This is a genomic window from Ruegeria sp. AI2, from assembly GCF_056541275.1.
Genome location: NZ_JBQFYB010000001.1, coordinates 608,380 through 629,778, shown reverse-complemented (window position 1 = coordinate 629,778; position 21,399 = coordinate 608,380). Strand labels below are relative to the sequence as shown.

Below are 21,399 nucleotides of genomic sequence, written 5' to 3'. Positions count from 1 at the left end.
GATTTTCGGGTAACCGCATGGACAGTTTCGATATTGGACGCCTGATCTATCTGGCCCTGCTGGGGGCGGCGCTGCTGATGTGGTTTGTCACGCATAATCGGCAGTCGCTTGGCAAGACATTGCAGCAGGTCATGGCATGGGTGTTCATTTTTGTCGGGGTCATTGCACTGGTCGGTCTGTGGGAGGATATTCGTTCCTCGGTCACTCCCGCGCCGCAGATGAGTGTCACCGGTAACTCGGTTGAGGTTCCCCGCGCTTATGATGGCCATTATTACCTTCCGGTTCTGGTGAATGGTGAGCTGATCACCTTTCTTGTCGACACCGGTGCCAGCCAGATCGTGTTGAACGCGCGGGATGCCAAACGGGCAGGCATTGATCCCGATCAGCTGAACTATTTCGGGCGCGCCTTGACTGCAAACGGTGAGGTGCGTACCGCGCCGGTGCGGCTTGAGACCCTGACGATAGGACCCATTACGGATCAGAACGTTTCGGCCTGGGTCAACGAGGGTGAGCTGGATAAATCGCTTTTAGGGATGGAATATCTGCACCGTTTTTCAAGCATTCAGTTTGCGGATGGCAAGCTGATCCTGTCCCGTTGATGCCTCTCACCTCTTGAGAACAAAAGTGGAACATGATAGCTTGCGGGCATGTCTGCTCAGCTTCTTGGTCCCAAACCTGCACGTCAGGTCCCGGGGGTAAATCTCCATTCCCAGATCACCCTGCAACCGGGTCGCGTGCATGAAGCTTGCGGACCCGCCCGACGCAGCTTTGCCATCTGGCTGGCCGGTCAGACACAGGGTCCCGTGCTGTGGATTTCCCCCGCGTGGGAGCCCGCTCAACTGAACCCCGACGGAATTATGGCCTTTGCTGATCCGGCGCGTTTTCTGTTCGTCCACCCCACCCGCGCCGAAGATCTGCTATGGTGTATTGAAGAGGCGCTGCGCAGCGGGGCCATCCCGCTGATCATAGGCGACCTGCCCGGCGCGCCGGGGCTGACGCCGGTGCGGCGGATGCATCTGGCCGCAGAACAAGGCGGTACGATGGGCCAAGCCCCGCTTGGCTTGCTGCTGACGCCCGGTGATGGCGGCGCACAAGGGGTTGAGACACGCTGGCACATGGCCGCCGCCCATCAGGGGGATGCCAGGCACTGGACCCTGACCCGCCGCCGCGCCCGCGCCCTGCCCCCGGTCAGCTGGCAGGCCACTCAGACCGCTGCCCGCACCGGTCTGCACCTGAAACGCATTGAAACAGAGGACATTCTGACGTGAAGCCGCAAGGATCACGCAAGATGTGACTCGCCAAACTCCGGATCGCACCCTAGCGTCGCCGCATGAGCCATCCGATCCATGACAGCCGCTATTCCTGGATTCGCCTTCTGATCACGCTCGCCATCGCAACTGTGGCGAATGTAGGGATGTGGGCGGTCATCGTGGTCATGCCTACTGTCGAAGCAGAATTCGGCGCCAGTCGCGCCGAAGCCTCGATGCCATATACGCTTACGATGATCGGATTTGCGCTGGGCAATATGTGGCTAGGACAACTGGTGGACCGGCTGGGCGTGACACGCGCCCTGATCGGCGCCGCTGTATTAAGCGCCTTCAGCTATCTATTGGCAACGCTGGCCCCGAATATAACACTACTATCTGCGGCGCATCTGCTGGTCGGGCTGGGAACATCGATCGGGTTTGGCCCCTTGATCGCCGATATCTCGCACTGGTTCATGAAGCGGCGTGGGTTCGCCGTCGCATTGGTGGCCAGCGGAAACTATATCTCTGGCGCAATCTGGCCCACCCTGCTGTCCGGCATTCTGTTACGGAATGGCTGGCAACAGGTCTACCTGACATTGGCGCTATTGACGCTGCTAATTGTCATCCCCCTGTCCTTGCTGTTGCGTCGTCAGGTCCCGGTCGAAGCACACAGCACAGCCGCGGCCACAGCCCAGATCAACGCGCGCACTGTCGGCGTTTCACCACGCGTGTTACAGTACATCCTTGGCCTGGCTGGTATTGGATGCTGCGTAGCGATGTCCATGCCACAGGTCCATATCGTGTCGTATTGCGTCGGGCTGGGATACGGCCCCGCAGTGGGGGCTGAAATGCTATCGCTGATGCTGCTAGGTGGCGTCGCCAGCCGTATTCTCTCGGGCCTGTTGGCCGACCGTCTGGGCGGCGTCATGACGCTCTTGATCGGCTCAGTCTTGCAGTGCATCGCCCTGTTCCTGTTCCTGCCATATGACGGGATGGTCTCACTTTATGTGATCAGCTTGCTGTTCGGTCTGGCGCAGGGTGGCATCGTGCCCAGCTACGCTTTGGTTGTCCGTGAATACATGCCGCCGCAGGACGCCGGGGCGCGGGTCGGATTCGTCTTGATGATGACCATCCTTGGCATGGCGCTTGGCGGCTGGATGTCAGGCTGGATTTACGATGCCACCGGAAGTTACCAACTGGCTTTCGTCAACGGAATTCTTTGGAACGGTCTGAACATTGCCATCGTTCTGATGTTGATCAAAAGATCCCGCCCCAGACGGGACACCGTCATGGCATGACACACCTGACCCGCCGCTTGGTGCTTGCAGGGATGGTGGCTCTGCCTTTGGCCCGTACGGTGCAAGCCGCGTTGAAGCCATACATTTTGTCAACGAAAGCCACCGTGGTTGGTTTTACCTTTGATCTGTCAGGTATCCCTCAGACCGGATCAATGCCGATCCGGCAGGCGGACGTACAGATTGACATGCACCGCCTGCAAAATAGCCGGGTCACAGTGGTTCTGGATGTCAACAAGGCCAGAACACGCTTGCCCTTTGCCCGCATGCCGATGCTCGGCCCCGGTGTTTTGGGCGCCGAAACCTACCCGACAATTCAATTCGTATCGACTGACATTCAATTGGGGGCCGATGGGCGCATATCGAATGGTGCTCGTGTCACGGGGGAACTGAGTATCCGAGATGTGACGCACCCCATAACCTTGGATGCCAACCTATTCCGCCAGCCCGGAACAGCCGCGAACGACCTCAACCGACTGACCATAGGTTTGACCGGGACTTTGAACCGGCACGATTTCGGTGCCTCGGGTTATCCCGATCTGGTAGGACAAAACGTCGGACTGGACATACGTGCCGAGATCATTCGTGCAACCTAATCGACAAAAAGCAAAAAACGACTGGATAAAGTCGAATAGTTGCGCGCATTGTCCGGTGACGCCGCCTATCTGAGAAAACCATGCGCACGATCATTTCATTTGCCGCCCTGTTTCTTTCGGTCATTCTGCTTCAGCTTTCAACGGGCGGCGTCGGGCCACTTGATGCCATTTCCGGGATCACCTTAAGCTTTTCGACCGAACAGATCGGTATGCTGGGTTCAGCGCATTTCCTTGGCTTTTTCATAGGTTGCTGGTGGGCGCCGCGTCTGATGGGCAGTGTCGGGCATTCCCGCGCATTTGCCGTATGCACAGCGCTGGGCGCGATGGGGTTGATCGGGCACACCCTGACAGACAATCCTTATGTATGGGCGGCGTTGCGCATCGCCTCGGGCACATGTGTGGCAGGTAGTTACACCGTCATCGAAGCCTGGCTGAATGCAAAAGTGACCAATGAGACACGTGGACGAGCCATGGGCACCTATCGCATCGTCGATATGGGTGCCTCGCTGAGTGCTCAGTTGATCATCGCCGTCCTGCCACCCGCCTCGTATGTTTCCTATAACCTCTTGGCGATCCTTTGCTGCGCCTCATTGCTGCCGCTGACACTAACACGCGCAAGTCAGCCGAAGACACCAGACGCCCCGCGCCTGCGCCCGAAACTGGCATGGCACAGTTCGCCGTTGGCCGTCGCGGGCGTCATTGTTTCGGCACTCAGTTCAGCATCTTTCCGAATGGTCGGGCCTGTCTACGGTCAGGAAGTCGGGTTGGGAGTGGATCAAATCGCCTTCTTCCTCGCCTCTTTCGTTCTGGGCGGGGCGCTGGCGCAGTATCCGATGGGATGGCTCGCGGACAAATACGACCGGCGCTGGGTCTTGATCTGGCTTTCGGTCGCGGCGGTACTAAGCTGCGGGGTCACAATGGCGGCAAGCGACACGGGAACCGTCGGTGTCATGCTTGCAGCGGCGCTTTTTGGGTTCACGACATTCCCGATCTTTTCGGTGTCATCCGCGCATGCCAACGATTTTGCGACAACCGAACAAAGGGTCGAGTTGTCTGCCGCCCTAATGTTCTGGTACGCGCTGGGGGCTATTGCGTCACCCTATATCACGTCAACACTGATCCAGGATTTTGGACCCAGCGCGCTGTTTGCATTTGTTGCGGTCGGCCACGTATTCCTGATCGGTTTCGGCCTGGCCCGGATGCGGTCGCGTCCGACACCCGCGGAAAGAACCAATTACGTCTACGCACCACGTACATCCTTTACGGTCGGAAGGTTGCTGAAACGCGCCCGCGAGGAATGAATAGCGGACCCGCAGCCCTGCATTGCGCAGAGTCTGCATATTGACTGACCACATTCTGACCGGTTTACAACGGCCATCGGTAACTTGGTCGTCCCATCAGGCGCGCGTCACAAATCAGAGTTATTCCAGTCATCTACGAAACCGGGCTTTTGCTGAGCGGTGACTTAGGTTAGACGAACGCGCAGTTAGATACGCGGAAACGAAATATGGCTCGGATTCTCATCACCTCGGCGATCCCTTACATCAATGGGATCAAGCATCTCGGCAATCTGATCGGCTCGCAACTGCCTGCCGACTTGTATGCACGCTACCAGCGTGGCCGGGGGAACGAGGTCATGTTCCTGTGTGCCACCGACGAACACGGCACGCCAGCCGAACTGGCCGCTGCCAAAGCTGGAAAGCCGGTGGCCGAGTATTGCGCGGACATGTACGAAATTCAGGCCGACATCGCCAAGCGTTTTGGGATGAGCTTTGACCACTTTGGTCGCTCATCCAGCGATCAGAACAAAAAGCTGACCCAACATTTCGCCGGAAAACTTGATGCGGCCGGGTTGATCCGTGAGGTCACGGAAAAACAAGTCTATTCCAACGCAGATGGTCGCTTTCTTCCCGACCGCTATATCGAGGGCACCTGCCCCAATTGCGGGTATGAGAACGCACGTGGCGACCAGTGTGAAAACTGCACCAAGCAGTTGGATCCGACCGACCTGATTGAACCGCGCTCGGCCATTTCGGGCTCGACCGATCTGGAAGTGCGTGAGACCAAGCACCTCTATCTGCGCCAATCGGCGATGAAGGATCAGCTGGATGCCTGGATTGACAGCAAAACTGACTGGCCGATCCTGACCACATCCATTGCCAAGAAATGGCTGCATGATGGCGACGGGCTGCAAGACCGGGGGATCACCCGCGATCTGGACTGGGGCGTTCCAGTCAAGAAAGGCGAACAGGACTGGCCCGGTATGGAAGGCAAGGTCTTCTATGTCTGGTTCGATGCGCCGATTGAATACATCGCCTGTGCCAAGGAATGGGCGGATTCGACCGGGAAACCCGATTCCGAGTGGGAACGCTGGTGGCGCACCGATAAGGGTGCGGAGGATGTGCGTTATGTCCAGTTCATGGGCAAGGACAACGTGCCATTTCACACGCTTTCTTTCCCCGCCACTATTCTGGGGTCGGGCGAGCCGTGGAAGATGGTCGACCATCTGAAATCCTTCAACTACCTGAATTACGACGGCGGCCAGTTCTCGACCTCGCAGGGGCGTGGCGTTTTCATGGATCAGGCGCTCGAGATTCTGCCAGCCGACTACTGGCGGTGGTGGCTGCTGAGCCATGCGCCGGAAAGCAGCGACAGCGAGTTCACGTGGGAGAACTTCCAACAATCCGTGAACAAGGATCTGGCCGATGTTCTGGGCAACTTCGTCAGCCGCATCACCAAGTTCTGCCGCTCAAAATTCGGTGAGGTGGTGCCCGAAGGCGGTGAGTTTGGCGAGCGTGAGAACGCTCTGATCGATGAACTCACCAAACGCGTCCGCGCTTATGAGGCGCATATGGAAGCAATGGACGTCCGCAAGTCGGCTCAGGAACTGCGGGCCATCTGGGTGGCTGGCAATGAATACCTGCAAGCTGCAGCGCCGTGGTCAACCTTCAAGGAAGACCCCGAAGGGGCCGCTGCGCAGGTGCGTCTGGGCCTGAACCTGATCCGGTTCTATGCCGTGCTCAGCGCGCCGTTCATCCCTGATACCTCAGCCAAGATGCTAAGCGCCATGAACACGCTTGATACCAGCTGGCCCGAGGACGTGGCCGCAGCGTTGAACGCCCTGCCAGCGGGTCACGACTTTGTCGTTCCTGACGTTCTGTTTGCCAAGATCACAGACGAACAGCGCGAAGAATGGCAGGCAAAATTCGCCGGCAAACGCGGCTGACCACCCTGGTATTCGTCAGCTCAAACGGGGGCTGTCGGCCCCTGTTTTCGTTTAGCACCTCGGAACAGGCCGACACCTAAACCAGCTTAGTTGCTGAAATTTTTGGCGTCATCGCAAACCACAGCGGGATTCATCGCGCTTGAGAATTCGTGGCAAACAAGCCATCCTGCAAACAAGTTTTGTCGACTCGCGCGATTGTGACCGCCGGGATGGACACCAATTGTTTCTGAAATGCACGAGGCTTTCGCCATGTCCCAAGTTTTCCCTTTTCCAACTCAGGCCCGCAATCCAATAGCCACCGCACTATTGCTGATTTCCCTGGGACTGGCCCAACCTGCAACTGCACAGGACGAAGGAGCGGCACCGAAAGTTACGATTGCGGCCGCCTTCACCGAAGAAATCACCGACGAGGCTTCCTTCATAGGGCGCGCTCAGGCGATCAATAAGGTCGACATCGTCGCCCGCGTGAACGGTTTTCTCAACAGCCGGAATGTAGAGGATGGGGCTACGGTCAAGGAAGGAGACCTGTTGTTCACCATCGAGCCGGACCTTTACGAGGCGACATTGGAGGCCCGAAAAGCTGATCTAAACCGGGCCGAGGCGAACCTTGAGCTGGCCAAGGTCGATCTGGCGCGAAAGGAAGAGCTTTACAAACGCGACGCGACACCTGAATCCGAACGCGACATCGCGCGGGCCAACGAACTGGTCGCCGAGGCTGAGGTCAAGGCCGCAAATGCGGCGATCCAGCAGGCCGAACTGGACCTGAGCTATACGCAGATCCACGCACCTTTTGATGGGCGTATCGGCAGCATCACCACCAGCGTCGGCGATGTGGTAGGCCCGACCAACCCGCCGCTGGTGAACATTGTCAGCGAGACGCCGATCTATGTGAATTTCTCTCTGAACGAAAAACTTTTCACTTCGGTTCTTCAGGCAGTTGGCGCAAATTCAGCTTCTCTTGCGGACAGCCCGCAAAGCCCCAATGTGCATATCACGCTGCCAAATGGAACCAAGTTGGATGAAACGGGCAGGATCGTATTCGTTGACAATCGTATCGACCCGTTGACCGGCGCGATCACAATGCGCGCCCAGTTCGAAAATGCCGACCGTTTGATCCTGGACGGTGCATTCGTGAATGTGCAGATCGAAGCGTTGCAACCGACCTTGCAAGTTCTGGTGCCGCAAGCTGCGCTGCAACGCGATCAGCGTGGTGATTTTGTTCTGGTTGTAAACGACAAGCAGATGGTGGAGCAGCGATACATCACCACAGGCAACACAGAAGGTACCGCCATCATCGTTACCGAAGGCTTGCGTGAGGGCGAAAGCGTGATTGTCGAGGGCCTGCAACGGGTCCGTCCCGGTGTGGCTGTTGACGCGGTTGTCGCCTCTGAACAGCCGGGAGAGTAATCGATGTTCTCAGCCCTGTTCATCAGCCGGCCGAAGCTGGCGTTAGTCATTTCGCTTGTGCTGACCATCATGGGTGGCATCGGCTATCTGGTGCTGCCGGTCGCGCAGTTCCCCGACATTACTCCGCCCGTGGTCAACGTATCCACCAAATACACCGGAGCAAATGCGGAAACAGTGGAAAACACCGTCGCCGCTCCGATCGAGGCGCAGGTAAACGGCGTGGACGACATGATCTACATGACGTCCAGATCGTCTGACAACGGCTCGTATTCGTTGGACGTAACTTTCGAAGTTGGCACCGACCCTGATATCGCCTCGGTCAACGTTCAGAACCGGGTGGCACAGGCAATGTCGTCGTTGCCCTCCGAAGTGACATCTTCGGGCGTTGTCACACAAAAATCGTCGACCAACATGCTGATGCTGGTCACGCTGACCTCGCCCAACGGCACCTATGACAGCGTGTTTCTTTCCAACTATGCCTCGATCAACCTGCGCGATGCGCTGGCGCGTGTGCAGGGCGTGGGTAAAGCTGATGTTCTGACCAACTTGGAATACGCCATGCGGGTCTGGATGGACCCTGACAAGATGGCGGCCCTTTCCATCACGCCAGGTGACGTGATCAACGCGATCCGCGAACAGAATATCGAAGTGTCCGCCGGTTCGATCGGTGCGCCACCTGTTCCCGAAGGCCAGACCTTTCAATACACGATCAAGTCCAAAGGGCGACTGACATCCGCCGAAGAATTTGGCGATATCGTGATCCGTACTGGAGATGCTGGCGCAATTATCCGCGTAAGGGACATCGCCCGAGTTGAGCTTGGTGCAGAATTCTACTCGGCATCCGGCTATTTTCAGGCCGTGCCTGCCACCGTCATCGGCATCTATCAAGCCCCAGGCGCAAACGCCCTGGCCGTTTCAGAGCGCGTGCAGGCGGAACTGGAGCGGCTGTCCCGCGCATTCCCGACGGATGTCGAATATGAAGTACCCTTCAACACAACAGACTTTGTCGAAGCCTCTTTGAATGACGTCGTATCGACACTGATCCTGACCTTCACCCTCGTGATCTCGGTCGTTTTTGTGTTCCTGGGAAGTTGGCGTGCGACGATCATCCCCGCGGTTGCCATCCCGGTCTCACTGATCGGCACGTTTGCTTTCTTGCTGGCCTTCGGCATGTCGTTGAACACGATCTCGCTGTTCGCGCTGGTACTGGCCATTGGGATCGTGGTTGATGACGCCATCGTCGTGGTCGAAAACGTCGAGCGCATCATCGCTGATGAGGGGCTGCCCCCAGCCGAAGCCACCCGTAAGGCGATGGGGCAGATCACAGGCCCGGTCATCGCGACCACGCTGGTATTGCTGGCGGTATTCGTGCCCGTGACCTTCATGCCGGGCATCTCAGGGCGGCTGTACTCTCAGTTCGCTGTCACGATCTCGACCGCTGTTGTGATCTCGTCGATCAACGCGCTGACACTGTCGCCCGCGCTGTGTGGGCTGGTCCTTAAGGCCCGCTCAGGGCCGCCCAAAGGGCTGCTTGCACTGTTCGAAAACTTCATTGGTGGCGTTCGCAACGGCTATGTCGCCATTGTTCGCAAACTGCTTGTATTTCCGGCTATCGCGCTGGCCATCGTGGTTGGGCTCGGCATGGGAACAGGGGCAATCATGTCAAACACGTCCGCCGGGTTTATCCCGCTGGAAGACAATGGCTATCTCTTTGTCGACGTGCAACTGCCTGACGCCGCGACGCTGGAACGGACCGAGGCCGTGACAAAGCGCCTCGATGACCAGATACGCGAGATCCCGGGTGTGTCCAGCACCGTTCTGATCAATGGCTTCTCATTGCTGAACGGCACAATCACCAACGGCGCTGCGATCTTCGTGAACCTCGACAACTGGAGCGAACGGCAGGAAGAAGACCTGAGCGCCGAAGCCATTTTAGCCAAGGTGCTGGCCATCGCGAATAATGAGACCGCAGCCTCGACCGTTGCCTTCAACCCGCCGCCAATTCAGGGTCTCGGCATGTCTGCCGGGGTTGAGATGGAGGTGCAGCAAACCGGTGGCGGTTCACCGCAGGATCTGGCATCGGCTGTGGGGTCGTTTGTCTATTCGGCCAACCAACGACCCGAGATCGGGCAAGCCTATACGACATTCCGTGCCAACGTTCCGCAGCTGTTCGTGGATCTGGACCGCGAGAAAGCCAAGACACTGGACGTCTCGGTGGCTGAGATTTTCCAGACCATGCAAGCCCAGCTGGGGTCGTATTATGTCAACGACTTCAACCTGTTTGGTCGCGTCTATCGCGTAATGATCCAGGCGGAAGGCAGCTATCGCGACAATGTCGATGACATTGCCAGCCTCTATGTGCGTTCACAGAAGGGCGACATGGTGCCACTGGGTACCCTGATTGACGTGGAAAACGTTTTGGGGCCGGTTCTGCTGAAACGGCATAACCTGTTCCGGTCGGCAACGGTGACAGCGGTGCCAGCGCCGGGCCTGTCCAGCGGCGACGCGATCACAGCGATGACAGAGGTCTCTGCTTCGGCTCTGCCGCCGGGATACTCGTTCGAATGGACGGGGACGGCACAACAACAGTTGGCGTCAGGCAGCCTGGTGATCGTCATTCTGGGGCTGGCTATCCTATTCGGTTACCTGTTTCTGGTTGGACAGTATGAAAGCTGGACTATGCCGGTCTCGATCTTGCTGTCTGTGGTCGTGGCCCTGTTCGGGGCGGTGGCGGCAGTTGCCATCGTTGGCAGTGACATCAACCTCTATACGCAGATCGGGATGATCATGCTGGTGGGGTTGGCTTCGAAGAACGGCATTCTGATCGTCGAGTTTGCAATGGAACAGCGCGCCAAGGGTCTTTCGATCAAGAACGCTGCCGTCGAGGCAGCTCATCAGCGGTTCCGCGCTGTCATGATGACAGCCCTGTCTTTCCTGCTGGGCGTCGTACCGCTGCTGGCTGCCAATGGTGCGGGTGCGGCCAGCCAGAAAGCCATCGGTGTCGCCGTGTTCGGTGGTATGTTGGCCGCGACGCTGGTTGGCGTGATCGTGGTGCCTGTCCTCTACGCCCTGATGCAAAGCATGCGCGAGTGGCTGAAAGGCAGTAAAAACGATCCCGGCCCTTCAGAAGAAGCGGCCTGATCCGATCAAAGCCCCGCCCATCAGCGGGGCTTTTTTTCTGGTGTCAGTCTGATCTTTCCCGCCGCCGATCAGAGAGTTCGCGGATCACCACCTTTGCCTCTGGTGTCGGCGCCTGCTCGACCCGGCGATAATCCGATCCATCCCGGTTCCGTGTCAGCAGCCCACAGGAAATCATGGTCCGGCGCAGGGTTGCAGGGTCATCAAAACAATGTTCGGCATTGAGGCACACGTTGACCGCACCTTCTTGCAGCGCCACGGCTGCCGGTACCGCAGACCAGAGCCCCCACAAAGACAAAGTCTGCACCGATCGTTTTGACGGCCATTGCCGAAGTCTGCCCTGCCCGTCGAACAGGTGCAGTGTGCGCTCAACCGTGCGCATGTCAGCAACTGGTTGTTTCGGGCGAGCCTCGATCCGCCTGGCAGCGGCACTGGTGGCGCGCATATGTTGCACGTTCTGAAACCCGGCGGCACGAGCGACCATATTCATCAGGGTCAGGTGCGACGGGCTGGAGTCGCCAAGTTGTTGGGACAGGATACGCACGAATCCGGTCAGATCATCGGCGTGCAAGGGTACAGGAGTTTTGCTCATCACAAATCCATATCGGGCGTTTTGCGCGATCGTTGGTCGCTGACTTGACGAAACAACGCCCTGATGGTTGCGATAGTTTCCCATACACTGGCAGGTTTAGCACTCTGGGTAAGAGCAGCGACGCCTCGGTGTCTGCCGACCGTATCCAACGGCTAGCACAACACTCATCACCCGCCAAGAGGATAGAAAGATGGATCAGGTCGAGCCGGGGGCCAGCCGTTCAGCCATCCAGCCGTCGATCCGCGCGATCTGCTCGGCATTCAGTCGCAGGCCCAGCTTGTTGCGCCGCCAGACGACATCTTCGGCGGTCCGTGCATATTCCTTGTCGATCAGCCACGCGACTTCCCGCGCGGTCAGGGTTGCGCCAAAATCCTCACCCAGATCAGACAGCTGTTGCGCATCCCCAAGGACATCTGTTGCTTCGGTTCCATAGGCCCTGATCAGGCGTGCAGCCCAGGCGGCACCCAGAAACGGATACGCGGCCTGAAGCTGGTCAGTCAGGGCTTCAACAGCGTCAACCGGAAAGTCACCGCCCGGCAACGCCACACCAGCGGTCCAGGGGCCCGGCATATTTGGAAAGAATTCACCAACCTTCTCCAGAGCACTTTCCGCGAGCCTGCGATAGGTGGTGATCTTGCCGCCAAACACGTTCAATACAGGCGCCCCACCCTGCGCATCGACTTTCAGCGTGTAATCTCGCGTTGCTGCGGTGGCACTGCTGGCACCGTCGTCATAAAGCGGCCGCATACCAGAATAGGTCCACACAACATCTTCGCGGGTCACAGCGCGCTTGAAATACTTCGATGCGAAGGCGCACAGATACTCCTGCTCGGCCTCGGTACAGACGGGTTTCGTGTCAGGGTCCGGGTGATCCTGATCCGTTGTGCCGATCAGGGTAAAGTCCTGCTCATATGGAATGGCGAAAATGATGCGGCCGTCTTCGCCCTGAAAGAAATAGCACTTGTCGTGGTCATACAGCCGGGATGTCACAATATGGCTGCCCCGAACAAGCCGAACACCCTCGCGTGAGTTCACACGGATCTTGGTCTGGATGATGTCCCCGACCCAAGGGCCACCCGCATTGATCAGCATTCTGGCCCGAACAAGACGGGTTTCGCCGCTGCTGCGATCACGAATCGATACCTGCCAAAGGTCGTCCACCCGCTCGGCCGAAATCACCTCGGTTCGCACCATGATCTGCGCACCGCGCGCCTCGGCGTCGCGGGCATTCAGAACCACCAACCGCGAGTCTTCGATCCAGCAATCAGAATATTCATAAGCCGTTTCGAACTTGTCCTTTAACGGGACGCCTTCCGGAGCCGATCGCAGGTTCAGCGACGTGGTGCCCGGCAGGATTTTGCGACCACCCAGATTGTCATACATGAATAAACCCAACCGGATCAGCCAAGCCGGACGCCGCCCGCGCATCCACGGCATGACCGTACTGAGCAGCCGAGAGGTCGGCGTTTCCGAGTCAAACCGCATGTCCTTGTGGTATGGCAGCACAAAGCGCATCGGCCAGCTGATATGCGGCATCGCGCGCAACAGGGTTTCACGCTCGATCAGTGCCTCACGGACCAGACGGATTTCGAAATACTCCAGATAGCGCAAACCGCCATGAAACAATTTCGTCGAGGCTGATGACGTGGCCGAGGCCAGATCATTCATCTCTGCCAATGTAACTGACAGCCCGCGACCAGCAGCATCCCGAGCGATGCCGCAACCATTGATCCCGCCACCGATGATAAAAAGGTCCGTTGTCTGAACGTCGGCTGACCGCATACCAATGATTCCTTGTCAGGATGGATGACAGGCATTTGCCAGAACATCCTTCGTATGGTCAATGTTTTTGTTCGAATTTTTTCGCTTTGTAACAGTAACCTGAAATTTTCTAACACCTTCCTTGCAAAACCGGCCAAAAAGAACAAAAACGAAAGAAGCACTTCAAGTTTGGAAACACCATGTCCCTGTCTTTTCGCCAATCTGACATTCTGGACATTGCCGGGGCCGAAGGCCGCGTCACCGTTGACGGGTTGGCCGAAAGATTTGGTGTCACGGTCCAGACGATCCGGCGCGACCTGACCGAGCTGGCCGAGGCAGGTAAACTGGATCGGGTGCATGGCGGCGCGGTGCTGCGCTCGGGCGTGTCCAACATCGGATATGAAGACCGCCGTGCCCTGAACGCCGACGCCAAGACCCGTATTGCAAAGGCTTGCGCCACCGATATCCCCGACGGCGCATCGATCTTCATGAACATCGGAACCTCCACCGAGGCCGTGGCGCGGCAATTGCTGAACCACAAGAATCTGATGGTTGTGACCAACAACATGAATGTCGCAAACATTCTGATTGAGAACCCGGATTGTGAGGTCGTCATGGCCGGTGGCGTTCTGCGGCGCACCGACGGCGGGTTGATCGGGAACCTGACTGTTTCGACCATTCGGCAATTCAAATTTGACCTTGCCGTAATCGGCTGTTCAGCTTTGGACACTGACGGAGATCTTCTGGACTTCGACTTTCAGGAGGTACAAGTCAGCCAGACCATCATTGTGCAGGCACGCCGCACATTTCTGGTTGCCGACTATTCCAAGTTTCACCGCTCGGCCCCGGCCCGCATCACTTCTTTGGCAGAAATCGACGCAATTTACACGGATGCGCCGTTACCAGGCGATCTGCACCTGCGCAGTCAGGAATGGCAAACGGACATCGTCCTGTGTAACTAGCGGACATTAAGAATAGTCCCCAAATTACCGCGTCGCTTGCCAGATGCCACCCGGCCTGACACTATCGTCTTCATAAAGATATGTGCACGGGAGGGGAGCACCGGGCCATGATTGCGCTTTTATTTGCACTACTTACCGCCACGATGGGGCTCAACTATTTCAACATGACAAAGGCAGGCAAAGCGCTGTTCTTCCTTACAATTGCCCTCAGTATCTACTGGTTGAAATTCCACGCCACCAGTCAGCTGACAATTCAGCTTTGAGGGCCTCATCATGACACCCGAACTGTCACGTACACTAAACGCGATCGGAATGCTGGCCGTCAGTCTCGTTCTGGCGCTGGCATTCTTCTATCAACTTGTCCTTTACGAACTGCCCTGTCCGCTTTGCCTGTTGCAGCGTGTCGGCTTTGTAGCCGTCGGCGTCGGGCTGGGCCTGAACCTGCTTTATGGCGCGCGACCGCAGCACTATGCCATCATGCTGATTGCCGCTTTGTATGGCGGCAGTGTTTCGATCCGGCAAATCCTGTTGCACATTGTGCCTGGAACCGGCCACTACGGATCGCCCGTTCTGGGGCTGCATTATTACACTTGGGCGGGCATCGCCTTTTTCCTTGTCCTGCTGGGTACGTCGTTCATGCTGCTGTTTGATCGCCAATATGACTCGGGCGCGGCCAGCGAGGTACGTTTTGGGGGAAACAAGCTGGCCAAAACCGCCTTCTTTGTCATGCTGGCACTTGCCGTACTGAACGCCGGTTCAACTCTGCTGGAATGCGGACCGGGCATTTGTGATGACCCGCCAACGGACTACAAGTTGATTGACGAACTGAAAACGAATGATTGAGGATACCCTAACCTTCCCCTGATGGAGGCACGCACATGGGACTATTGGGCCAGCCGCTGGGCTATTATGACTATCTGACATTGGTCGCGCTGATCCTGCTGCTTGCAGCAGTTATGGCGCTGTTCCTGTTCATTATGGGCCTTCCGGGGCGGATCGCGATCAAACGTAATCATCCCCATGCCGAAGCCGTAAAGATCATGGGATGGATGGGGTTTTTGGCTGTCGTGCCTTGGGTTCACGCCTTCATGTGGGCTTTCCACGATGGCGTCACGGTCGATATTCGCCGGGGCCCGGACGAGGAAAAAGATGCCATTCGAGATGAAATTAAACGCCTGGGCGGCAAGGTCAAACCCGAATACCAGGATCGTCTGGACACAGACGACACACAACCCAGTTAAGACCGAAGGACCCTAATACCTATGTTCGTCGCCCTCGGCATCACGCTGTTCTACATCATTTTCGTCTGGCTCATTTTCTTCAAGCTGGAATGGCTGAAGTTCAACATTGCCTGGGGCATTGCTTCGTTCTGGGTGGGTGCACATCTGCTGCTGATCTTCCTTGTGGCGCTTCGCTTCTTTCAACCATTTTCGGCAGACAGCCACGTGGTACGCTCGACCATACAGATAATCCCCAAGCTGACACAGCCAACGATCCTGTCCGAGGTGCTTGTCGAACCAAATACACCGGTCACAAAGGGCGATCCGCTGTATCGGTTCGATGACACGGTGTTTTCGCTGGCGGTCGATAATGCGCAGGCCCAGTTGGTGGCGGCACAGCAGAATGCTAAAATCCTTGAACAGGATGTCATTGCGTCGACCGAAGCTGTCGAACGGGCCAATGCGCAATTGGCCTATGCGCAAACCCAACAGGCGCGGTATGAGAATCTTGTTCCGGCCGGAGGCGCCCGTCAGGACGATCTGGATCAATGGAACGAACAGGTGACCGAAGACCAGGCCGCCGTCAAACAGGCTGGGGCCAACCTGTCCAAGGCTCAACTGGCGCTGGAATCGCAGATTGACGGCGTGAACACCGGCATCCTTCAGGCGCAGGCGCAATTGGCCGAGGCCGAGTATTTTCTGGAAAACACAACAATCTATGCGCCTGAAAATGGCATGATCGTCTCACAGCAGGCCCGCCCCGGATTGGTGGTCGGTGACGTCCGGTTGGGTGCGATCGCCAGCTTTGTGACTGATGAAAGCCCTTATATCCTTGCCACATTCCGCCAGCAGAACCTGAAATTTGTCGAACCGGGACAAGAGGTCGAAGTCGCGCTTGATCTTTATCCCGGCGAAATCCTGACGGGCAAGGTCGAAGCGATCTGGTGGGCCACCCGGCAAGGGCAACTCATCCCGTCGGGCCGCCTGCCCGGTTTCGAGCTGCCCAAACTGCCCGGTCGGATTGCGGTTCAGATCACCGTCGATGTGCCGGAAGACCACATTTTCCCAGCGGGCGGCCATGCCGCTGTGGCGATCTATACAGGCCAGGGCAAAAGTTTTGAGTTTCTGAGACGCATCAACATCCGCCTTTATTCCTTCGCCAACTTCATCCGACCCCTGGATATCTGAGGATGCGCGCCATGACACTCCGCAGGTTGTTGGGAACCGCCATTTGCGCCGCCACTCTCGCGGCTTGCACACCCGTTGGACCGGATTTCGTGCGCCCCAACTCACCTGTCGTGAAACAATGGATTGAGGTCAACAACCCCAGCGCCGGTCAAAGCGGGCTGACTTCGCGCAGTGCGCCTGTCGTGAAATGGTGGCAGACATTCAATGATCCGACCCTCAACAAACTGATTGCCGAGGCCTACGCCCAGAACCTGACACTTCAGGTCGCTGGTGCGCGGGTTTTGCAGGCGCGCGCGCAACTGGGTATCGCCTTTGGCGAGCTTTACCCGCAGTCGCAGGCCATTGGCGGCTCGCTTGAACGGCGCCAGATCAGCGACAATCTGGGGCCAATTTCGGATGTCAATCGCGTCATCCCGCTGGATACCGAATTCTCGACCTCGCAAGTCGGCTTCGATGCCCAGTGGGAGTTGGACGTCTGGGGCGCCCAGCGGCGCGGTGTTCAGGCGGCGCGATCCAACCTGGCCCTGCAAGTGGCAAACTACGACGACGCGTTGGTTACGCTGACCGGGGACGTCGCCGCGCTTTACGTCAATATCCGGGCGCTGCAAGAGACGCTGGCAATTGCGCGCGAGAACATCAAATTGCAGCAGGACTCGGCAGACCTGACTCAGCTGCGGTTCAACAATGGCGTCACCACGGAACTGGACGTGCAGGAATCCACCGCCCTGTTGAACAACACTAAGGCGCTGGTACCCGAACTGGAAAGCGACCTGCAACAGACCAAGAACGCGCTTGCGGTGTTATTGGGCACGACACCTTCTCGCATGACCGGTCTGTTGGGCAATACCGGACGCATTCCATCGGCCTGGGCAAATGTGGCTGTGGGCGTTCCCGCTGAATTGCTGCGTCGCCGCCCGGATGTGCGCGCGGCTGAACTGGCGGCAGCCACGCAGTCGGCGCAGGTGGGCATCGCGATGGCGGACCTGTATCCCCAATTCATCCTGTCAGGCGCAATCGGCTTGCAGGCATCCGGCGGGCGCGATCTGTTCGGCGGCGGCAGCACAACCGGACTGGCCAGTGCGGGTGTGGTCTGGAATGTGCTGAACTATGGCCGCATCAAGAACAATGTTCGCGCGCAGGACGCCGCTTACCAGGCGCTGATTGCGAATTATCAGAACACTGTGCTGACCGCTTATTCCGAGGTTGAAAGTGCCATGGTCGCTTATGCGCAGGCACGTAAGCAGGTCGGGTTCTATCAGCAAAGTGTCGACGCCTCACGCAAAGCTGCCGAAATCGCCGTCAGCCAATATACAGATGGCATTGCCGATTATTCGCGCGTGCTGAACACCCAGACCGCACTATTGCGGTCGCAGGCCAATCTGATCGAGGCACGGCAGCAGGTATCCAGCAATCTGGTGGCGGTTTACAAGGGTTTGGGCGGCGGATGGCAAATCCGGCAAAATCAGGAATTCCTGCCCGAAACCGTTCTGGCCGAGATGGCCTATCGCACGGATTGGGGCGATCTGCTGCAGAAAACCCCAACCCGCGCAAGCCTGAATTAGGTGCTACTTGGTTAACCCGCGCAACCCGCCCGAGATCAGGATATTAACCTCATAGAGGATGCGGGGCGCGGCCAGCCCGCCGGGGCTGGCCAGATAGTTCGGGCTCCATTCCGGATCGAACTTCTGCTTGAACGCACGAAGGCCCTCAAAATGGTAGAACTGTTCGCCATGTTCGTAAACGAACCCACCGATGCGGTTCCAAAGCGAAGCAAGCTGACGGTTTTCGATCCCTGAAAACGGTGCCGCACCCAGTGAAAACCAGTGAAACCCCTGCTGCGCCCCCCAATCCATCATGTCGGCGAAAAGAGCGTCCATGACGAAACTTGGGCTATCGGGTTCATAACGCATGAGGTCCAGTGACAGCTCGGACTTGTTCCCTCCTTGGAACAGATTGGCAAAGGCCATGACCTTGCCGGTGTTGCCATCACGCAGGATCGCATGATCGAAATAGGACAGGTATTGATCATCAAATCCCCCCAGTGCAAAGCCCTTTTCTGCACCGGCCTTTTGCGCAAGCCAGCGGTCTGAAATCCCACGCAAATCTGACAACAGAGGCCTCAGTTCTTCCTTCGGAATGATCTCGAACACATATCCTTCGCGTTCAGCACGGTTCTTGGCCTGCCGGAACCGCTTGCGCGACTTTCCGTCCAGCGAGAAATCGTGCAATGACACCCGCGCAACCTCGCCAATCTTCAGGATCGACAGTCCAAGATCCAGAAAAGTCGGCAGATATTTGGTCGAGACACTGTAGAAAGCACAGAGTTTACCTTCACGATCCGCCATTTCCCGAAGCTGCCAAATCAGTTGCTGCCCGGCCCTCTCGTCACCAACCGGTTCTCCTTTTGAAATCAGCGCATTGCCCGTGTCTGCGTAGGCTATAAACGCGGTCTCATCCGGTGAAACCAGGAATTGCTTGTCACCGGTAAGCGAGATTTGCGACTCCGTATCCTCACTCTCCATCACCAGCCGCTCGACAACCTCTGGGATTTCAACCCGCTGTGGTGTCGGAATCTCACGCCCGAACAGAGAGTTCACGGCAACAATGCCCACGATCACGGCTACAACAAGGCTGGACCGCAGAAAGCGCGAGGCGTCACCGTTCCAGGCAAACTGCCACCACAGATCGTTTTGGTATTCGACATGCGAATATGCAAACAGCCCGATCCAGAATATCACCGCCAACAGAACCACGACACTGATCAGCCATGGGATGTTCAGCCGAAATATCGACGCACCACTGACCCGGTAGAACGCGCCACGAAACATAGCCAGCAGCCCAATCGTTCCCAGCATCGAAAACGCCTCGTGGATGTCGAGCCCCTTTGCAAGCGACGCAAAGAACCCCACCCCCATCAACACCATCGCAACGACCCATGCCCGGTAGAGCTTGCGGAACAACCCGCGCGACACCAGCAATAGCAACACCCCAACGACACTGCCTGCAAGATGCGAAGCCTCGACAAACGAAAGCGGCAGCATATCTTTCAGTGTGCTGAGCTTTTGCGCCCCCGCTGGCAGCGCGCCCGACACCAGCAAGATTACCCCGGCCACCGCGGCAACCCCGGCCGCTACCATCGGAACCATGGGACGGATCACGCGATAGACCCAGATGGCGGCACCGCCGATCAAGTTTCTTTGCGTCAAGGCAGATGCAACGGCAATGGAAAGGCTGGCGACTGCAAATGGCAGAAAAGTGTAAACCACCCGATAAAGCAGCAACGCAGCAATCACATCCGAACGGCCTGACGCCCCCAGACCGGCAATCAATGTCGCCTCAAACACGCCGATCCCACCCGGCGCATGGCTTAGGATCCCAACGGCAATGGCAGCGATATAGATCGTGAAGAAATACGGGTACCCGACACCCAGATCATCCGGCATCAAAACGTAAAGCACCATGGATGCGCCAAACAGGTCGCCAATGGCAGCCAACGTCAGCAGGCCCGCCAGTTTCCCTCCGGGCAGATCGAAACCGACGCCTGCAACGGCCAACCGCCGGCCACCGCTGGACAGCCAAATGAACATCGCGACAAATGCAGCCAGCAAGCACAATCCTATGGTGGTTTCGACCGTTTCGCTGACGGGCATCACCTTGGATATTCCATCCGGGTGCAGGGTCAGCAATAAGCCCAAAATCAGGATCAGACCCATCCAGAACGCTACCCACGAGGTCGCGATTACGCCAGCCACCCGGCCAAGGTCCAAGCCAAGCGACGCATATATTCGATACCGGATCGCAGTTCCCGTGATGTAGGAAAACCCTAGGCAGTTCGACACCGCGTATCCGCTGGCTCCGGCCATCCCCGCCACGGGTAACGGCACCTTGCCATCTGCCACGCTCTGTACCGCGAACACATCATAGAGCGACAGCGACAAAAAGCTGAACGCTGTCCAGCACATCGCAAAAAACATCAATTTCCATGATGTCGCCGAAATATCGGTCTGGACATCCGACCATTTCACATGGGCCGACAGATCGTGCAAAACCGAAAGGGCAATCCCGGTAATAACGACCGGTATCGCGATGCGCAGCCAGGGTTTTTCCAGCAGACCAGCAAGTCGTTCGGCCCACTGTCCGGCCAAAGGTTCGTCACCATTTTCAGATGTGGTCATGCCGCAAGCCTTCCGGAAATACTGAACCCTTAGTCAGCAAGCGGCCTACCTAAGGGTAAGTCGCACCCTGTCTACTCACAAACTCTGGCACAAGTCGCATTCATCTCAAAGTACTAGAGCCGCCCCTTGCGTGTTGACAGCAGCAGGTTCGTTTCCGAACGTGTAACGCCGTCGATCCTGCGAATATGAAACAGAACCTCGTCCAGTTCGGCCAGAGTTTCAGTACTGATTTCGGCAATCAAATCCCAACTGCCGTTGGTCGAATGGACCGCCGTGACCTGCCGCATGGCCCCGATCCGGGACATCACGCGCTCGGTGCCGCGCCCCTCGATTTCCAGCATCATCAGCCCACGTACCGGGCTTTGCGCCAGATCCCGACGCGTCAACACGGTAAAACCGACGATCTCACCGGATTGCTTGAGCCGTTGCAAACGGCTGCGCACCGTAGTGCGGGTCACACCAAGCGTTTCCGACAGCTCTGACAGGCTGGCGCGCGCGTCACGCTGCAATGCGCCCAGCAGACGACTATCCAATTCGTCCATATTACCTTCTCATTAAGGAGTTTCCTGATCCATTTTGAGCATTTTGTGCT

General features: G+C 57.5%; 18 protein-coding genes. 14 read left to right on the top strand and 4 right to left on the bottom strand.

Features of this window, described 5'->3' with window-relative positions; all coding sequences use genetic code 11:
* The first annotated feature begins 17 nt into the window (after positions 1–17).
* The 8 genes from ACR0LL_RS03095 to ACR0LL_RS03060 all read left to right on the top strand — a co-directional run bounded on the left by ACR0LL_RS03095 (position 18) and on the right by ACR0LL_RS03060 (position 10,912).
* A complete protein-coding gene (locus ACR0LL_RS03095; protein WP_480583877.1) occupies positions 18–599 on the top strand; it encodes a retropepsin-like aspartic protease family protein in 582 nt (193 codons plus the stop codon).
* Positions 600–647: 48 nt separating this feature from the next.
* Entirely contained in the window at positions 648–1,268 is a 621-nt protein-coding gene (locus tag ACR0LL_RS03090; RefSeq protein ID WP_267364161.1) for an ImuA family protein, read from the top strand.
* Between the two features lie 62 nt (positions 1,269–1,330).
* The gene (locus ACR0LL_RS03085; RefSeq protein ID WP_480583873.1) at positions 1,331–2,545 is read left to right on the top strand and encodes an MFS transporter; all 1,215 of its coding nucleotides are present in this window, start codon (positions 1,331–1,333) and stop codon (positions 2,543–2,545) included.
* Entirely contained in the window at positions 2,542–3,138 is a 597-nt protein-coding gene (locus tag ACR0LL_RS03080; protein ID WP_480583870.1) for a YceI family protein, read from the top strand. Before ACR0LL_RS03085 ends, ACR0LL_RS03080 begins: the two co-directional genes overlap by 4 nt.
* An 80-nt stretch (positions 3,139–3,218) precedes the next feature.
* Positions 3,219–4,439, top strand: coding sequence for an MFS transporter (locus ACR0LL_RS03075; RefSeq protein ID WP_480485858.1), 1,221 nt, complete (start codon positions 3,219–3,221; stop codon positions 4,437–4,439).
* Between the two features lie 206 nt (positions 4,440–4,645).
* A complete protein-coding gene (gene metG / locus ACR0LL_RS03070) occupies positions 4,646–6,364 on the top strand; it encodes a methionine--tRNA ligase (protein ID WP_480583867.1) in 1,719 nt (572 codons plus the stop codon).
* 249 nt (positions 6,365–6,613) lie between these two features.
* On the top strand, positions 6,614–7,771 hold the full coding sequence (locus ACR0LL_RS03065; protein ID WP_480583864.1) for an efflux RND transporter periplasmic adaptor subunit: 1,158 nt from the start codon (positions 6,614–6,616) through the stop codon (positions 7,769–7,771).
* Between the two features lie 3 nt (positions 7,772–7,774).
* Entirely contained in the window at positions 7,775–10,912 is a 3,138-nt protein-coding gene (locus ACR0LL_RS03060) for an efflux RND transporter permease subunit (RefSeq protein ID WP_480583861.1), read from the top strand.
* Between the two features lie 43 nt (positions 10,913–10,955).
* Here ACR0LL_RS03060 and ACR0LL_RS03055 read toward each other — a convergent pair whose 3' ends face one another.
* Both ACR0LL_RS03055 and glpD read right to left on the bottom strand, forming a co-directional pair.
* Complete coding sequence (locus ACR0LL_RS03055; RefSeq protein WP_480583857.1) at positions 10,956–11,501, bottom strand: DUF2087 domain-containing protein; 546 nt, start codon at positions 11,499–11,501, stop codon at positions 10,956–10,958.
* 195 nt (positions 11,502–11,696) lie between these two features.
* Positions 11,697–13,283 (bottom strand): glycerol-3-phosphate dehydrogenase, encoded by a 1,587-nt coding sequence (glpD, locus tag ACR0LL_RS03050; RefSeq protein ID WP_480583854.1) that lies wholly within the window; start codon positions 13,281–13,283, stop codon positions 11,697–11,699.
* A 179-nt stretch (positions 13,284–13,462) separates the two neighbouring features.
* Between glpD and ACR0LL_RS03045 the strand changes: the two genes are divergently transcribed.
* From ACR0LL_RS03045 to ACR0LL_RS03020, 6 genes are all read left to right on the top strand, one after another.
* Positions 13,463–14,224, top strand: a complete 762-nt coding sequence (locus tag ACR0LL_RS03045; protein ID WP_480583851.1) for a DeoR/GlpR family DNA-binding transcription regulator — start codon at positions 13,463–13,465, stop codon at positions 14,222–14,224.
* A 107-nt stretch (positions 14,225–14,331) separates the two neighbouring features.
* Complete coding sequence (locus ACR0LL_RS03040) at positions 14,332–14,487, top strand: DUF5993 family protein (RefSeq protein WP_480583848.1); 156 nt, start codon at positions 14,332–14,334, stop codon at positions 14,485–14,487.
* A gap of 10 nt (positions 14,488–14,497) precedes the next feature.
* The gene (locus ACR0LL_RS03035; protein WP_480583845.1) at positions 14,498–15,067 is read left to right on the top strand and encodes a disulfide bond formation protein B; all 570 of its coding nucleotides are present in this window, start codon (positions 14,498–14,500) and stop codon (positions 15,065–15,067) included.
* Between the two features lie 35 nt (positions 15,068–15,102).
* A complete protein-coding gene (locus ACR0LL_RS03030) occupies positions 15,103–15,465 on the top strand; it encodes a DUF3302 domain-containing protein (RefSeq protein ID WP_480485873.1) in 363 nt (120 codons plus the stop codon).
* Positions 15,466–15,486: 21 nt separating this feature from the next.
* Positions 15,487–16,632, top strand: coding sequence for an HlyD family secretion protein (locus ACR0LL_RS03025; protein ID WP_480583842.1), 1,146 nt, complete (start codon positions 15,487–15,489; stop codon positions 16,630–16,632).
* Positions 16,633–16,643: 11 nt separating this feature from the next.
* Positions 16,644–18,194 carry an efflux transporter outer membrane subunit gene (locus ACR0LL_RS03020; protein WP_480583839.1) on the top strand — a complete coding sequence of 517 codons (1,551 nt, stop codon included), beginning with the start codon at positions 16,644–16,646 and terminating at the stop codon, positions 18,192–18,194.
* 3 nt (positions 18,195–18,197) lie between these two features.
* Here the strand turns inward: ACR0LL_RS03020 and mprF are convergent, their stop codons facing one another.
* Positions 18,198–20,807, bottom strand: coding sequence for a bifunctional lysylphosphatidylglycerol flippase/synthetase MprF (mprF, locus tag ACR0LL_RS03015; protein WP_480583836.1), 2,610 nt, complete (start codon positions 20,805–20,807; stop codon positions 18,198–18,200).
* A 113-nt stretch (positions 20,808–20,920) separates the two neighbouring features.
* Positions 20,921–21,349: an Lrp/AsnC family transcriptional regulator gene (locus tag ACR0LL_RS03010; protein ID WP_480472343.1), complete on the bottom strand. Its 429-nt coding sequence runs from the start codon at positions 21,347–21,349 to the stop codon at positions 20,921–20,923.
* Positions 21,350–21,399: the final 50 nt, after the last annotated feature.

Coding starts and splice junctions, on each gene's coding strand:
- ACR0LL_RS03090 (WP_267364161.1), top strand. CDS start 648: ATGTCTGCTCAGCTTCTTGGTCCCAAACCTGCACGTCAGGTCCCGGGG.
- ACR0LL_RS03035 (WP_480583845.1), top strand. CDS start 14,498: ATGACACCCGAACTGTCACGTACACTAAACGCGATCGGAATGCTGGCC.
- ACR0LL_RS03075 (WP_480485858.1), top strand. CDS start 3,219: ATGCGCACGATCATTTCATTTGCCGCCCTGTTTCTTTCGGTCATTCTG.
- ACR0LL_RS03020 (WP_480583839.1), top strand. CDS start 16,644: ATGACACTCCGCAGGTTGTTGGGAACCGCCATTTGCGCCGCCACTCTC.
- ACR0LL_RS03045 (WP_480583851.1), top strand. CDS start 13,463: ATGTCCCTGTCTTTTCGCCAATCTGACATTCTGGACATTGCCGGGGCC.
- glpD (WP_480583854.1), bottom strand. CDS start 13,283: ATGCGGTCAGCCGACGTTCAGACAACGGACCTTTTTATCATCGGTGGC.
- ACR0LL_RS03025 (WP_480583842.1), top strand. CDS start 15,487: ATGTTCGTCGCCCTCGGCATCACGCTGTTCTACATCATTTTCGTCTGG.
- ACR0LL_RS03065 (WP_480583864.1), top strand. CDS start 6,614: ATGTCCCAAGTTTTCCCTTTTCCAACTCAGGCCCGCAATCCAATAGCC.
- mprF (WP_480583836.1), bottom strand. CDS start 20,807: ATGACCACATCTGAAAATGGTGACGAACCTTTGGCCGGACAGTGGGCC.
- ACR0LL_RS03095 (WP_480583877.1), top strand. CDS start 18: ATGGACAGTTTCGATATTGGACGCCTGATCTATCTGGCCCTGCTGGGG.
- ACR0LL_RS03080 (WP_480583870.1), top strand. CDS start 2,542: ATGACACACCTGACCCGCCGCTTGGTGCTTGCAGGGATGGTGGCTCTG.
- ACR0LL_RS03040 (WP_480583848.1), top strand. CDS start 14,332: ATGATTGCGCTTTTATTTGCACTACTTACCGCCACGATGGGGCTCAAC.
- ACR0LL_RS03055 (WP_480583857.1), bottom strand. CDS start 11,501: ATGAGCAAAACTCCTGTACCCTTGCACGCCGATGATCTGACCGGATTC.
- ACR0LL_RS03030 (WP_480485873.1), top strand. CDS start 15,103: ATGGGACTATTGGGCCAGCCGCTGGGCTATTATGACTATCTGACATTG.
- metG (WP_480583867.1), top strand. CDS start 4,646: ATGGCTCGGATTCTCATCACCTCGGCGATCCCTTACATCAATGGGATC.
- ACR0LL_RS03010 (WP_480472343.1), bottom strand. CDS start 21,349: ATGGACGAATTGGATAGTCGTCTGCTGGGCGCATTGCAGCGTGACGCG.
- ACR0LL_RS03060 (WP_480583861.1), top strand. CDS start 7,775: ATGTTCTCAGCCCTGTTCATCAGCCGGCCGAAGCTGGCGTTAGTCATT.
- ACR0LL_RS03085 (WP_480583873.1), top strand. CDS start 1,331: ATGAGCCATCCGATCCATGACAGCCGCTATTCCTGGATTCGCCTTCTG.